Genomic DNA, 14356 nt, shown 5'->3' on the forward strand with positions numbered 1-14356 from the left:
TAGCCTCAGGGCCCGTGTCCACCCCTACCGCCGCCGGCGGAGCCGTCGCAGCGATCAGGCCGCGGCATACCGTGCCGGTCAGCCTCGTCGAGGTCGCCAGGACCGCTCATGCGCGGATCCCCACCAGCAGCAGCGTCGAGGTGACCGGTGTGTCGCTCGACTCGCGGTCGGTCCTTCCAGGTGATCTGTACGCCGCTCTGCCTGGTGCCGTCACGCACGGCGCCGCGTTCGTCGCCAAGGCGGAGCAGGCTGGCGCTGTCGCCGTACTGACTGATCCCACCGGTGAGGAGCGGGCCCGGGAGACCGGTCTGCCGGTGCTGGTGGTCGACCGGCCGCGGGACGTGCTCGGCGCGGTCGCGGCCCGGATCTACGGTGAGCCGACCAAGGACCTGCGTCTGCTCGGTGTGACCGGCACCAACGGCAAGACCACGACCAGCTTCCTGCTGGACTCCGTACTGCGCCGGCTCGGACCGGCCGCTCTGATCGGGACGATCCAGACCCGGATCGGCGACGAGGTGGTGAAGAGCGTCCGGACCACTCCGGAGGCCACCGACCTGCACGCGCTGTTCGCGGTGATGCGGGAGCAGGCGGTCGCGTGGTGCTCGATGGAGGTGTCCAGCCATGCGCTCGCGCAGGGCCGGGTGGACGGTGCCCGGTTCGCGGTCGCCGGGTTCACCAACCTGACCCAGGACCACCTGGACTTCCACAACACGTTCGAGGAGTACTTCGCGGCGAAGGCCTCGTTGTTCACTCCGGAGCGGTGTGATGTGGCGGTGGTGATGATCGACGACGAGTACGGCCGCCGGCTGGCCGCGCAGACCGTCGTACCGCTGGTGACGGTGTCGACCACGGGTGAAGCCGACTGGACTGTGGCCAACACGCACCAGTCCGAGCACGGGACCACGGTGTTCGACGTCGAGGGGCCGGGCGAGACGGTGACTGTCGAGATCGGGCTGCCCGGTGACTTCAACGTCGCCAACGCGCTGCTCGCGACCGTGATGCTGCGGCAGGTCGGCGTACCGGCCGAGGAGATCGCGGCCGGCCTGCGGACCGCCGCCGTACCGGGCCGGATGGAGACGTTCACACGCGAGGACGGCCTGGCGGTGATCGTCGACTACGCGCACACCCCGGACGCCGTCGAGCTCGCGCTGCAGGCCGCGCGCGGTGCGACGAAGGGCCGTTTGTACGCCGTTGTGGGCTGCGGTGGCGACCGTGACGCGGGCAAGCGCCCGGCGATGGGGGCCGCTGCCGCGCGGACGGCGGACGTGGTGATCATCACCGACGACAACCCGCGCAGCGAGGACCCGGCGGCGATCCGGGCCGCTGCGCTCGAGGGGGCCCGGGCCGCGGTGCCGAGCGCCGACCTGCACGAGATCGGTGACCGCCGGCAGGCGATCGCCGGTGCGATCGAGCTGGCCGGCCCCGGGGACACCGTCGTCGTACTCGGGAAGGGCCATGAGACAGGCCAGGACGTCGGCGGTGTGATCCACCCGTTCGACGATCGCGAAACCGTGCGTGAGTTGCTGGAGGCAGAGCGGTGATCCCTGTCAGTTGCGGCGAGATCTCCGACGCCGTCGAGGGCGAACTGGTGGGCGTCGACCCGTCGGCCGTCGTGGACGGCGCGGTGGTGATCGACTCGCGAGCCGCCGGACCGGGTGGGCTGTTCGTCGCCCTGCCCGGCGAGCGCGTCGACGGACACGACTACGTCGGCGCCGCGAGCCGGCAGGGGGTGACAGCCTCGCTCACCACCAGGCCGATCGAGGGCAGCCCCTGCATCGTCGTCGGCGACGCGCAGAAGGCGCTGGGCGACCTGGCTCGCTTCGTCATCGGCCGGCTGCCCGGCCTCGCCGTGATCGGGCTGACCGGATCGTCGGGCAAGACCAGCACCAAGGACCTGATCGCCCAGCTGATCAGGCCGTACGGCGAGACCGTGTCGCCGGAGGGTTCGTTCAACAACGAGATCGGACACCCGCTCACCGCCCTGCAGGCGACAGACACCACGAAGTACCTGGTGGCCGAGATGGGCGCGCGCCACCTCGGCGATCTGACCTACCTGTGCGGGATCACACCGCCGCGGGTCGGGCTGGTGCTCAACGTCGGGACCTCGCACATCGGCGAGTTCGGCAGCCAGGACAACATCGCACTGGCCAAAGGCGAACTGATCGAGGCCCTGGTCCCGGGCGGCACCGCCGTACTCAACGCCGACGACCACCGGGTCGCCGCGATGGCGAGCCGCACCGAGCAGCGGGTACTGACCTTCGGTGAGGCCGACGGCGCCGACGTCCGGGCGACCGACGTCAAGCTCGACGCCGAGGGCCGGGCCAGCTTCACCCTGCGGATCGACGACTTCAGCCGCACTGTGCAGTTGCAGCACATCGGCGAGCACTACGTTTCCAACGCGCTCGGCGCGGCAGCTGTCGGGTACGCGGTCGGGCTGACGCCGGAACAGCTTGCGGAAGGGCTGATCGCAGCCGTCCCGGTGTCGGCGGCACGGATGGAGGTCACCGAGCGCGCGGACGGCGTGACGGTGATCAACGACGCGTTCAACGCCAACCCGGACTCGGTCCGCGCCGCGCTGAAGGCGCTGGTCGCGATCGGCCGGGCTCGTGGCGCACGCACCTGGGCGGTGCTCGGCGAGATGCTCGAGCTCGGCGACACCTCCGCCGACGAGCACGACGCGATCGGCCGGCTCGTCGTCCGCCTCGACGTCAACCGGCTGGTCGTGGTCGGCGCCGGCGCGAAACCGATCCACCTCGGTGCGTCGCTCGAAGGCTCCTGGGGGAACGAGTCGGCCTTCGTCGACACGATTCCGGAAGCCCTCGAACTGCTCCGAACCGAGTTGCGGTCCGGCGACGTCGTACTGGTGAAGTCCTCGAAGGCGGCGAAACTGCGCAGCCTCGCCGACGCTCTGCTGGAGGACGTGCAGTGATCTCGATCCTGTTCGCCGGGGCCGTCTCGATGGTGCTGACCCTGATCGGCACCCGGTGGGCGATCACCCTGCTGGCCAGGCGCGGCTACGGCCAGGAGATCCGCGACGACGGCCCGACCTCGCACCACACCAAGCGCGGTACGCCGACGATGGGCGGCACCGTGTTCATCATGGCCACGATCATCGGGTACTTCGCGGCCAAGCTGCTCACGATGTCCCCACCGAGTGCCTCGGCGCTCCTGGTGCTGTTCCTGTTCGCCGGGATGGGTGCGGTCGGCTTCCTGGACGACTTCATCAAGATCTTCCGGCAACGCAGTCTGGGCCTGCGGAGCAAGGCGAAACTCGCCGGCCAGACGATGATCGCGGTGATCTTCGCGGTGCTCGCGCTGCAGTTCCCCGACGAGCGCGGCCAGAGCCCGGCGTCGCCGTTCATCTCGTTCATCCGCGACATCAACTGGCTGCACCTGTGGCCGGTGCTCGTGGTGATCTGGATCCTGCTACTGATCGCCGGCATGTCGAACGGCGTGAACCTGGCCGACGGCCTGGACGGTCTGGCCACCGGCGCGTCGATGATGGTGTTCGGCGCGTACACGCTGATCTGCATCTGGCAGTTCAACCAGAGTTGCGCGACCGCGCAGGGCGTCGGCGCGAAGTGCTACGAGGTGCGTGATCCGCTCGACCTCGCCGTGGTGGCGGCAGCATTGACGGGCGCGCTGTTCGGCTTCCTGTGGTGGAACGCGTCGCCGGCCAAGATCTTCATGGGTGACACCGGCTCGCTGTCGCTGGGCGGCGCGGTGGCCGGCTTCGCGGTGATGACCCGGACCGAGTTACTGGTGCTGCTGCTCGGCGGCCTGTTCGTCATCATCACCGCCTCGGTGATCCTGCAGGTCAGCTACTTCAAGGTCACCAAGCGCACGACCGGTGTGGGCAAGCGGATCTTCCGGATGGCGCCGCTCCAGCACCACTTCGAGATGCTCGGCTGGGAGCAGGTCAACGTGGTGATCCGGTTCTGGATCATCCAGGGCCTGTGCGTGGTGATCGGTCTCGGCATCTTCTACGCGGAATGGGTGGCCGGATGAGCAGTGTTGAATGGCCGCACCTCCGGCACGGCGGGTCACGGGGCCCTGGCTCCCGGCCTTCCCTCGTCACTCCAGTCGCTTCGCTCCCTCCGCTCCTCAGTCCAGGCCGGGAGGCCCCGTGACACTGCAGACCCGGATCGACGAAGGCTGGGCGACCACCCGGTTTGTTGTTCTGGGCTTCGGTACGGCCGGGTACGCCTGCGCGGACTCGTTGCTCCAGGCCGGCGCCGAGCATGTCGTCGTACTGGACGACCGGGACAACGAGGTACTGCGGGAGAAGGCGCAGATCCTCGAGACCCTCGGCGCCGCGATCACCCTCGGTCCGGGCAGTACGGCGGAACTCCCCAAGGACATCGACATCGTCGTGACGTCACCCGGCGTACCGCCGCACGCGCCGTTCCTGGCCCAGGCGGCCGAGCGGGAGGTACCGATCTGGAGCGAGATCGAGCTGGCCTGGCGCCTGCGCGACCCGGCCACCGCGGCGCCGTGGCTGTGCATCACCGGCACCAACGGTAAGACCACGACGGTGCAGATGCTGACCTCGATCCTCACCGCCGCCGGTCACCGGGCCGTTGCCGCCGGCAACGTGGGGCTGCCGTTGCTCGAAGCCGTGATGGACCCCGAGCCGTACGACGTGATCGCGGTCGAGCTGTCCAGCTACCAACTGCACTTCACCCAGTCGATGTCCGCGCACTCGGCCGCCGTGCTGAACATCGCGCCGGATCACGTCGACTGGCACGGCTCGCTGGACGAGTACGCGAAGGCCAAGGGCCGGATCTACGAGAACTGCCAGGTCGCCTGCGTCTACAACGTCGCCGACCCGGCCACCGAGCAGCTGGTGGTGGACGCCGACGTGATCGAGGGCTGCCGGGCGATCGGCTTCACCCTCGGTACGCCGGACATCTCGATGCTCGGCCTGGTCGACGAACTGCTGGTCGACCGCGCGTTCGTCGAGCAGCGTGCGTCGTCGGCGCTCGAGCTGGCGACCCTGGACGACATCACGCCGGCCGCACCGCACAACGTGGCCAACGCGTTGGCGGCTGCCGCGCTGGCGCGGGCGTTCGGCGTACCGCCGACCGCGGTGCGGGACGGGTTGCGCGGATTCCGGCCGGACAAGCACCGGATCGCGCACGTCGCGGAAGTTGCCGGGGTCAACTATGTCGATGACTCGAAGGCAACGAACCCGCATGCGGCGCAGGCGTCGTTGCTGGCCTACGAGCACGTGGTGTGGATCGCCGGCGGCCAGGCCAAGGGTGCGACGTTCGACGAACTCGTGGTGGCCGCGCGCGAGCGGCTGCGGGCCGTCGTGCTGCTCGGCCAGGACAAGCTGGTGATCGCGGAAGCTCTTGCCCGACACGCACCGGATGTCCCGACGATCACTGTCGAGGCAACGGACACTGGAGCCATGGAGATCGTGGTGGGGGAGGCGGCGAAGCTTGCACACGCAGGAGACACCGTGCTGCTCGCCCCCGGCTGCGCTTCCTGGGACATGTTCGCCAACTACGGAGCCCGTGGGGACGCCTTCGCCGAAGCCGTGCGTCGGCTGGGCGACAGCTGATCCGGAGGTGATCGCGTGACGTCGATCGCTGATCAGCCGGATCAGAAGCAGGACCGGAACACGTCGGAGCGGCCGTGGGTGGCCGCTATTCGCGAGGTGCTGGACCGGCCGCTGACGTCGTACCACATCCTGCTCGGGGCGACCGGCCTGCTGCTGGTGCTCGGGCTGCTGATGGTGCTGTCGGCGTCGAGCGTGCTGTCCCTGCGCGCGAACGGGAACAGCTACACGATCTTCATCCGCCAGCTGATCTGGGTCGGCGTCGGTCTGCCGATGGCGTACGTCGCGTCCCGGATGACGCCGCGGCACTTCCGGATGCTTGCGTACGTCGCCCTGCTCGGCTCGGTCTTCCTGCTCGTGCTGACCTACATCCCCGGCCTGGGTGTCGGCGTGAACGGCAACACCAACTGGTTGAACCTCGGCGGTCCGCTCCAGATCCAGCCGAGTGAGTTCGCCAAACTGGCGCTGGTGATGTGGTGCGCGGATCTGTACGCGCGCAAGGAGAAGTTGCTCACCCAGTGGAAGCACCTGCTGGTGCCGATGGTGCCGGTCTGCGGCCTGGTCATCGCGCTGGTCGTCGGCCAGCGCGACCTCGGGACGGCGCTGGTCCTGATGGCCGTGATGATCGGGCTGATCTGGATCGTCGGCGCGCCGACCCGGCTGTTCGTCGCGACCATCGTGGTGGTCGGCACGATCGCGTCGTACTTCGTCATCACCGCGAAGCACCGGATGGACCGGATCTCGTCGTTCTGGGACCCGTTCAACGACCCGTCCGGGATCGGCTGGCAGGCGTACCACTCGTTCTACGCGCTGTCGACCGGCGGCTGGTGGGGGGTCGGGATCGGCAACAGCCGGCAGAAGTGGGGCAACCTGCCGGAGGCGCACACCGACTTCATCTTCTCCGTGATCGGTGAGGAGCTCGGCCTGGTCGGGTCACTCACCGTTCTCGCCCTGTTCCTCACCCTGGCCTACGCCGGGGTGCGGATCGCGACCCGGAACACCGAGCCGTTCGTCCGCTACGCGGCGGCCGGGATCACCATCTGGATCATGGCGCAGACCCTGGTCAACCTGGGCGCCGTCATCGGACTGCTACCCATCGTGGGGATTCCGCTCCCGCTTTTGTCGTACGGTGGTTCCGCACTGCTGCCGACGCTGATCGCGATCGGCATGCTGCTGTCCTTCGCGAAGGCCGAGCCCGGCGCGCAGGCCGCTTTGAAGGAGACCAGGCGGCCACGTTTCGGGTGGCTGCCGTCGCGGCGTACGCCCTAACGAGAACACGCGGGAGCGTTGAAAGCTGTGCCCAGCATCGTTCTGGCCGGTGGAGGATCCGCCGGCCACACCTCACCCCTGATCGCCACCGCCGACGCCCTGCGCCGGATCGATCCGACCGTCGAGATCTTGGCCCTCGGCACCGAGCGCGGCCTGGAGACCCGGGTCGTCCCGGAAGCCGGCTACCGGCTCGAGCTGATCCCGCCGGTGCCGCTGCCACGGAAGCCGACGCCGGCGCTGCTCGCCGTACCGGGCAAGATGCTCGCCGCGGTGAGCGCGGCCCGGCGCGTGCTGGACGAGGCGAAGGCCGACGTCCTGGTCGGGTTCGGTGGGTACGTCTCCACCCCTGCGTACGTCGCCGCCTGGCGCCGGAAGACCCCGATCGTCGTGCACGAGGGGAACGCGGTCCCGGGGATCGCGAACAAGTTCGCCGCCCGCTATTGCACCCAGCACGTCAAGACCTCGTTCCCCGGCACCGACCTGCCGCATGCGGAGTACGTCGGCCTGCCGATCCGCCAGGCCATCTCCCAACTGGACCGGGCCGCGCTGCGGGCCGAGGCGCGGCAGTTCTTCGGGCTCGACCCGGACGCGCCGACCCTGTTCGTGACCGGTGGTTCGCAGGGCGCGCGGCAGATCAACCAGGCGGTCTCCGGTGCCGCCGCGGACCTGCAGGCGGCCGGCATCCAGGTCCTGCACGCGATCGGCCCGAAGAACTCCCTCGAGGTCCCGCAGACCGGCCGGTACCCGTACGTCGTGCTGAACTATGTCGACCGGATGGACCTCGCCTACGCCGCGGCCGACCTGGTCGTCTGCCGCTCGGGTGCGAACACCGTCACCGAGGTGTCCGGGGTCGGCCTGCCCGCGATCTACGTTCCGCTGCCGATCGGTAACGGCGAGCAGCGATTGAACGCGAAGCCGGTGGTGGACGTGGGTGGAGGTGTGCTGATCGACAACGCGGAGATGACCACGGACTGGGTGCGCGCGAACGTGCCGCAACTTCTGCACGACCGCGCGCGTCTGACAGCCATGTCCACAGCAGCTACGGGTGTCATCCGTACCGATGCCGACGAGCGATTGGCGCGGATCATCCTGGATGTGGTGGGGTCTGCTTCGTGATCGTCGAAGTATCAAATCTAGGTCCTGACGCCGTCATTCTGCCCGCGGAGAAGCTGGGCAGAGTGCACTTCGTAGGTATCGGCGGCGCCGGCATGTCCGGGATCGCCCGGATCATGGCGTCCCGCGGGATCGAGGTGTCCGGGTCCGACGCCAAGGACGGCAGGGTGCTGGCCGCGCTGCGCGCGCTCGGCGCCACCTGCTGGGTCGGTCACGCCGCCGAGCACGTCGCCGACGCGGACACGGTGGTGGTGTCCACCGCGATCCGCGAGACCAACCCCGAGGTCGTCGCCGCCCGGGCCGCCGGGATCACGATCCTGCCGCGCGCCGCCGCGCTCGCCTCGGTGATGGTCGGCCGCCGGACGCTGGCGGTCGCCGGGACGCACGGCAAGACGACCACCACGTCGATGCTCACGGTCGCGTTGCAGCACTGCGCGGCCGATCCGTCGTACGCGATCGGCGGCAACCTGAACGAGTCCGGGTCGAACGCCCACGACGGCACCGGCGACCTGTTCGTCGCCGAGGCGGACGAGTCGGACAAGTCGTTCCTGACCTACCGCCCCGAGGTGTCGATCGTCACATCGGTCGAGCCGGACCACCTGGACAACTACGGCGACGAGGCCAGCTACCGGCTCGCCTTCGAGCAGTTCTGCGACCGGGTGATCCCGGGCGGCTTCATGGTGATCTGCTTCGACGACGCCGGGGCGCGGAAGCTGGCCGAGTTCGCTCGCGCCCGCGGTATCGACGTCCGCACGTACGGCGAGTCGGGTGACGCGGACATGCGGGTCACCGAGATCACCGCGACCGGGGCGACGCAGTCGTTCGTGCCGGTGTACCGCGGCCGCAAGCTTCCGATGGTCCAGCTGCAGCAGGCGGGTAAGCACAACGCGCTGAACGCGTCGGCCGCGCTGACGGTCGGGCTGGGGCTCGGGTTCTCCGCGGCCGACCTGGCCGAAGGGCTGGCGTCGTTCACCGGGACCGGCCGGCGGTTCGAGTTCAAGGGGCTCGAGGACGGGGTCCGCGTGTTCGACTCCTACGCCCACCACCCGACCGAGCTGGCCGTCGACCTGACCGCGGCCCGGCAGGTGGCGGGGGAGGGGCGCGTGATCGCGTGCTTCCAGCCGCATCTGTTCAGCCGGACCAGGATCTTCGCCACCCAGTTCTCCGATGCGCTCGCGCTGGCCGACGAGGTCGTCGTGATGGACGTGTTCGCGGCCCGCGAGGACCCGGAGCCCGGTGTCACCGGTGCGCTGATCGCGAACCACGTGCCGTTGAAGCCGGAGCAGGTCCGGTTCGAGCCGTCGTGGTCCGCCGTACCGCAGGTGGTCACCGATCTGGCCGAGTCCGGCGACCTCGTGGTGACGCTGGGCGCCGGTGACGTGACGTTGATCGGCCCGGAAGTGGTCGGTTTGCTGGCTGAACGGGCCGCCGCCCGCGAGTCTGCGGCTGAGGCCCTCGCTCCTGTGGTGGAGTAAAAGGGTGGGGTCATTGGCATGAGCCAGAGCGCTGATCTGGCTCGGGCACAACAGCGGTTCGCGCGCCGGCAACGGCTGGTGCGATGGCGAAGCTGGTTGCCATGGGCGATCGGTGGGGCCCTGCTGGTGCTGGGTGGTCTGATCGTCTGGTTGTTCTACTTCTCCTCCGCCCTCGCGGTCGACGGTGTCCGGGTGAGCGGGGCAGATACGGTGCCGGTGGCAACGATCGAGAACGTGGCCGAGGCCCCGACGGGAACACCCTTGGCGAAGGTCGATCTGGGGGCGATCGCCGAACGGGTCCGGACCATCCCGGCGGTGGCCGACGCGCAGGTGACCCGGGCCTGGCCGAACAAGGTCGTGATCGTGGTCACCGAACGGGTTCCGGTGGTGGTGGTCACCGACGGGACGCGGTTCGAGCTGGTGGACGCGACCGGTACGGCGTTCAAGACGGTGCCGAACCGGCCGGCCGGGCTTCCGGAGGCCAAGGTGACCGGGACCCGCCGCGACGTGACGGTCCGTTCGATCGTGACGGTCTCGGCCGCATTGCCGTCCACACTGCGGGTACAGGTGGGGTCGATCTCGGCCTCGTCGCCGGACTCGATCACCCTCAACCTCGGGTCCGGGGTGAAGGTCGTTTGGGGCAGTTCCGATGACAGCGAGCGCAAGGCCGAGGTACTCAGCGTACTGATGAAGCGCAAGGCGACCGTGTACGACGTGTCGGCGCCCGATCTCCCTGTCACCAAAGGGGAAAAGCGGTGACGGATCACATCACGGCAGTGCGCGGCGAGGCGCGTGGACATTGCCCGAATCGGTCCCGTACCGTGCGGCGTAATCTAAAGTTGACATAAGTCTAAGCATCCACTTGAGGTTCAGTCTTTTCGCTGGAACTTTTCGCTGGAACAGGGGCCAACCGGCCACAACGGGAACAGAACGAGGCGAGAGGCGCGGACGTGGCGGCACCGCAGAACTACCTGGCACTCATCAAGGTCGTCGGCATCGGCGGAGGCGGCGTGAACGCCGTCAACCGGATGATCGAGCACGGTCTGAAGGGCGTTGAGTTCATCGCCATCAACACCGACGCGCAAGCGCTGTTGATGAGCGACGCGGACGTCAAGCTCGACATCGGCCGTGAAGAGACCCGCGGCCTCGGCGCCGGGGCGAACCCGGCGATCGGGCAGAAGGCCGCCGAGGACCACGCAGAGGAGATCGAGGAGGCGCTCAAGGGCGCCGACATGGTCTTCGTCACCGCCGGCGAGGGCGGCGGCACCGGCACCGGCGGCGCGCCGGTGGTGGCCCGGATCGCCCGATCGCTGGGCGCTCTGACCATAGGTGTCGTCACGCGGCCGTTCTCCTTCGAAGGAAAGCGGCGCGCGACCCAGGCTGAAGACGGCATCGCCACCCTCCGCGAGGAGGTGGACACGCTGATCGTGATTCCGAACGACCGGCTGCTGACCATCTCCGACCGCGCCGTGTCCGTGCTGGACGCCTTCAAGCAGGCCGACCAGGTGCTGCTGCAGGGTGTCTCCGGTATCACCGACCTGATCACCACCCCAGGCCTGATCAACGTGGACTTCGCCGACGTCAAGGCGGTCATGTCGAACGCGGGCTCTGCGCTGATGGGCATCGGCTCGTCCCGCGGTGAGGACCGCGCTGTCGCGGCGGCCGAGGCGGCCATCTCGTCTCCATTGCTGGAGGCAAGTATCGAGGGCGCGCACGGTGTGCTGCTGTCGATCGCGGGTGGTTCCGACCTCGGGCTGTTCGAGATCAACGAGGCGGCCCAGCTGGTGTCGGAGTCGGCGCACTCGGACGCGAACATCATCTTCGGTGCGGTCATCGACGACGCCCTCGGCGACGAGGTGCGGGTCACCGTGATCGCGGCCGGCTTCGACGGTGGGATGCCGAAGCGCCGCGAGCAGGCGATGAACTCGGCCCGGCCGCAGTCCACCTCGCGGCCCGAGACGTCGTACAACGCTCCGATGCAGTCGGGGACGTCGATGCCGCAGACTCCGCCGGCCACGCCGCCGAGTGGTCAGCCGGCCCAGGGGCAGCCCCCGGCCGCGCCGACCTCGAACGGTCAGTCCGCGCCGGCTCAGTCCGCTGGGCAGACCACCGGCCAGACGTCGGCCGGCCAGGGCTCTTCGGGGCAGGCAGGGGCAGGCCAGGGTTCGACCGGGCAGACTCCGTCGAGCGGGTCGTCGAACGGGCAGTTCGCGACCCCCGCGGTGCCGCCGACTCCGGCCGATGACACGGTCCCGGTGCCGGCTCCGACCGAAGGCCGTCCGGGTGCCGGGACGACGAACTCGGCCCGCCCGCAGGCCGGCGACCCGGTGCGCACCGTCCCGCAGACGCCGCAGCCCGCGCCGCACACTCCGGCCACGCCGACCTCCGGGCACTCGTGGCCGGTGAACGGCCCGAGCGGTGCGTCGTCCCCGTCCAGCACTCCGCAGCCGACCACGCCGCGCCCGGCCCGCAAGCCGGAGCCGGAAGAGGACCTCGACATCCCGGACTTCCTCAAGTAAGACATTCCGGGATCGCTCAGGTAAGCAGTGTTCCGGCCGGTAGGCTCTGGGCGTGTTCGGGTATGACGAGGTTCTCCGCGATGTCCGCTTCGCCTTCACCGATCGCTTCGGCGGTGCGAGCACTGCGCCGTACGGCGAGCTGAACCTCGGCAGCGCGGTCGGCGACGATGCCGACGCGGTGGTGGAGAACTACCGCCGGCTGGCGGCCGAGTTCGATGTCCGGCCCGAGGCGATTGTGCGGGTCAGCCAGGTGCACGGCCGCGACGTCCACGTGGTCCGGCCGGGTGATGCGCTGCCGGTCAGGCCGATGCCGACGGCCGATGCCCTGGTCACCACTCGGGACGATGTCGTGCTGTGTGTCCGCGCCGCCGATTGCCTGCCGGTGCTGCTCAGCGGTGACGGCGTCATCGGTGCGGCCCATTCCGGACGCAAGGGGCTGTACGTCGGCGTCGTACCGGCGACCGTCGAGGCGATGCGTGAACTCGGTGCGTCGCGGATCACCGCCGTCCTCGGGCCGTATGCGTGCGGCAACTGTTACGAGGTGCCGGCCGAGATGCGGGCCGAGGTGGCCGAGCGGGTGCCGGCGTCGTACGCGGAAACGAGCTGGGGTACGCCGTCCATCGACGTGGCGGCCGGGGTCAGGGCACAACTGGCCGAGCTCGACGTCGAGGTGATCGACGCGACCAGCTGCACGATCGAGTCGGAGAACCTGTACTCGTACCGCCGCGAAGGCCCGGTCAGCGGACGCATGGCCGGCCTAGTCAAACTGCCGGCAGCGTGATGACTGTGCTTTGGCCGGGCCTCCGGCGCCGGCGTGGTCATGGGGCCTTGGCTCCCGGCCTTCCCTCGTCGCTCCAGTCGCTGTGTTGGATGCCACGCCTCCGGCGCGGCGGGTCATGGGGCTTCACCTCCCAGCCTTCCCTCGTCGCTCCAGTCGCTTCGCTCCCTGCGCTCCTCAGTCCAGGCCGGGAGGCCCCATGACCGGGCTCCCTCCGCTCCTCAGTCCAGGCCGGGAGGCCCCATGACCCGTGATGACGACTTGCGGGACAACCTGCGGCTGGTGCGGGAGCGGATCGAGAAGGCCTGTGAGGCGGCCGGGAGGGCGCCGGACGAGGTCACCCTTGTCGCGATCACCAAAACCTTCCCAGTCAGCGACGTACGGGCGCTGACAGCCCTCGGGGTTCGTGACGTCGGTGAGAACCGCGAGCAGGAGCTCAAGGCGAAGGCACCGGACTGCCCGGACGCCACCTGGCACTTCGTCGGGCAACTGCAGTCGAAGAAGGCACGCTCCGTGGTCCGGTACGCGTCGGTCGTGCACTCGGTGGACCGCTCGTCGCTGGTGACCGCGCTGTCCAGGGCCGCGGTCGCCGAAGAACGGACCGTGCGCTGCCTGCTGCAGGTGAGCCTGGCGTCGTACGGATCGGCGGAGGCCGCGACCGGCGCCGGCCGCGGTGGTGTCGAGCCTTCCGCCGTACTGGACCTGGCCGGGGAGGTGGCCGCGGCGGACGGGCTGGAACTGGGTGGCGTGATGGCGGTCGCCCCGCTGGGATCGGACGCCGACGAATCGTTCGCCGGGCTGCGGGAAGTAGCCTCCCGGCTACGCTCCGAACACCCCGGTGCCGACTGGATCTCGGCCGGGATGACCGGCGATCTGGACGCCGCGATCAGGCAGGGTGCGACACACGTCCGGCTCGGGCGCGCCTTACTCGGTACGCGTCCTCCACTCGGTTAGTGTCGACATCGAGCAGGTTTTGCTTCCTGCTCACCGTTGTCGTCGAACCGGGATCGAGAGGCTGGAGGGCCATGAGCGGCGCGCTGCGCAAGATGGGTGTGTACCTCGGCTTGGTCGAGGACGGGGAGCGCTACAACGCGCGGTACGACGACGAGTACGACGACTACGACGAGTACGACGACGAAGCCGTCGACGGGGAGTCCCACGAGCCCGAGCCGGTGCCCGCCGGCCGGGAAGGCCGCGACGTCCGTGAACCGCGTACTGAGTCCCAAGTCCACTCAGGGCGCGAGGAGCAGGGCGCGACGGTCAGCAAGTTTCCAGAACGACGTGGTGTCGCACCGTCCCCGGAGGTAACCGAGTTGGCCCGCATCACCACCGTGCACCCGCGCAGCTACAACGAGGCGCGAGTCATCGGTGAGCACTTCCGCGACGGCACGCCCGTCATCATGAACCTGACCGAGATGGACCACTCCGACGCCAAGCGGCTGGTCGACTTCGCCGCCGGGCTGATCTTCTGCTGCCGTGGCTCCATCGAGCGGATCACCACCAAGGTGTTCCTGGTCTGCCCACCGAACGTGACGGTGGCCGCCGAGGAGAAGGAGAAGATCGCGGCGGACGGGTTCTACAACCAAAGCTGACGCGACGCGCGTCTGCCACGGTTACCGCCGGTCTTCTACACTCATTG

11 protein-coding genes and 1 pseudogene are annotated in these 14356 nt (G+C 69.3%); all 12 read left to right on the forward strand.

The window, feature by feature from the left end; genetic code table 11:
• The first annotated feature begins 14 nt into the window (after nt 1-14).
• The 12 genes and pseudogenes from ACGFIF_RS03705 to ACGFIF_RS03760 all read left to right on the forward strand — a co-directional run bounded on the left by ACGFIF_RS03705 (nt 15) and on the right by ACGFIF_RS03760 (nt 14309).
• The gene (locus ACGFIF_RS03705; protein WP_393151055.1) at nt 15-1541 is read left to right on the forward strand and encodes a UDP-N-acetylmuramoyl-L-alanyl-D-glutamate--2,6-diaminopimelate ligase; all 1527 of its coding nucleotides are present in this window, start codon (nt 15-17) and stop codon (nt 1539-1541) included.
• Complete coding sequence (gene murF, locus ACGFIF_RS03710) at nt 1538-2929, forward strand: UDP-N-acetylmuramoyl-tripeptide--D-alanyl-D-alanine ligase (protein WP_393151057.1); 1392 nt, start codon at nt 1538-1540, stop codon at nt 2927-2929. Before ACGFIF_RS03705 ends, murF begins: the two co-directional genes overlap by 4 nt.
• A complete protein-coding gene (mraY, locus tag ACGFIF_RS03715; protein ID WP_393151059.1) occupies nt 2926-4008 on the forward strand; it encodes a phospho-N-acetylmuramoyl-pentapeptide-transferase in 1083 nt (360 codons plus the stop codon). Before murF ends, mraY begins: the two co-directional genes overlap by 4 nt.
• Before the next feature lie 118 nt (nt 4009-4126).
• The gene (gene murD / locus ACGFIF_RS03720; protein WP_393151061.1) at nt 4127-5566 is read left to right on the forward strand and encodes a UDP-N-acetylmuramoyl-L-alanine--D-glutamate ligase; all 1440 of its coding nucleotides are present in this window, start codon (nt 4127-4129) and stop codon (nt 5564-5566) included.
• Nucleotides 5567-5581: 15 nt separating this feature from the next.
• The gene (gene ftsW / locus ACGFIF_RS03725; protein ID WP_393151063.1) at nt 5582-6832 is read left to right on the forward strand and encodes a putative lipid II flippase FtsW; all 1251 of its coding nucleotides are present in this window, start codon (nt 5582-5584) and stop codon (nt 6830-6832) included.
• 27 nt (nt 6833-6859) lie between these two features.
• Nucleotides 6860-7948, forward strand: a complete 1089-nt coding sequence (murG, locus tag ACGFIF_RS03730) for an undecaprenyldiphospho-muramoylpentapeptide beta-N-acetylglucosaminyltransferase (protein WP_393151065.1) — start codon at nt 6860-6862, stop codon at nt 7946-7948.
• A 62-nt stretch (nt 7949-8010) separates the two neighbouring features.
• A complete protein-coding gene (gene murC, locus ACGFIF_RS03735) occupies nt 8011-9420 on the forward strand; it encodes a UDP-N-acetylmuramate--L-alanine ligase (protein ID WP_393151067.1) in 1410 nt (469 codons plus the stop codon).
• Nucleotides 9421-9438: 18 nt separating this feature from the next.
• On the forward strand, nt 9439-10179 hold the full coding sequence (locus ACGFIF_RS03740) for a cell division protein FtsQ/DivIB (RefSeq protein WP_393151069.1): 741 nt from the start codon (nt 9439-9441) through the stop codon (nt 10177-10179).
• Between the two features lie 191 nt (nt 10180-10370).
• Nucleotides 10371-11321 (forward strand): annotated as a pseudogene (gene ftsZ, locus ACGFIF_RS03745) (cell division protein FtsZ); the annotation flags it as partial.
• A gap of 670 nt (nt 11322-11991) precedes the next feature.
• On the forward strand, nt 11992-12720 hold the full coding sequence (gene pgeF / locus ACGFIF_RS03750; protein WP_393151071.1) for a peptidoglycan editing factor PgeF: 729 nt from the start codon (nt 11992-11994) through the stop codon (nt 12718-12720).
• A 240-nt stretch (nt 12721-12960) separates the two neighbouring features.
• Nucleotides 12961-13671, forward strand: coding sequence for a YggS family pyridoxal phosphate-dependent enzyme (locus tag ACGFIF_RS03755; protein ID WP_393151073.1), 711 nt, complete (start codon nt 12961-12963; stop codon nt 13669-13671).
• Between the two features lie 71 nt (nt 13672-13742).
• Complete coding sequence (locus tag ACGFIF_RS03760; RefSeq protein WP_393151076.1) at nt 13743-14309, forward strand: cell division protein SepF; 567 nt, start codon at nt 13743-13745, stop codon at nt 14307-14309.
• The last annotated feature ends 47 nt before the right edge of the window (nt 14310-14356 follow it).

Source organism: Kribbella sp. NPDC049174 (genome assembly GCF_043197365.1).
In the GTDB taxonomy this organism is placed as follows: domain Bacteria; phylum Actinomycetota; class Actinomycetes; order Propionibacteriales; family Kribbellaceae; genus Kribbella.